At 69.8% G+C, this 341-nt stretch carries 1 protein-coding gene; it reads right to left on the bottom strand.

Features of this window, described 5'->3' with window-relative positions; all coding sequences use genetic code 11:
• Nucleotides 1–341: sodium/proton-translocating pyrophosphatase (locus KVT14_RS20155; RefSeq protein WP_217617282.1), on the bottom strand; the 341-nt coding region annotated here is incomplete at both ends.

The following is a 341-nucleotide window of genomic DNA, read 5'->3' as shown; positions in this document are numbered from 1 at the left end:
GCAGATCTCCACCACCCGGCGGGGGTCCGCCTCGCTGGCCCGCTCGCCGCCGTCGAGGTGGATGTTCGCCTTGTTGAACTCGACCGCCCGGTATGCGCCGGTGGTCACGGCCTGGATGGGCGCGCCGGTGAACCAGAAGATCATCGCGCCGCCTGTGACCAGGCCGAGCAGGACCGGCGGGGGCAGCAGCGACAAGTTGTCGAGCCCCGTGGTGAGGCCCTCGGTGAGCGCCATGATGATGGAGAAGAGCATCGTGGTCGCCCCGACGACCGCCGTGCCGACGAGCACCGGCTTCGCGGTCGCCTTGAAGGTGTTGCCCGCGCCGTCGTTCTCCTCGAGCA

Origin of the sequence: Cellulomonas sp. GbtcB1, assembly GCF_019091725.1 — a bacterium.
Lineage (GTDB): Bacteria > Actinomycetota > Actinomycetes > Actinomycetales > Cellulomonadaceae > Cellulomonas.
The sequence above is the reverse complement of the archived record's forward strand: the minus strand, read 5'-3'. Positions and strand labels throughout refer to the sequence as shown.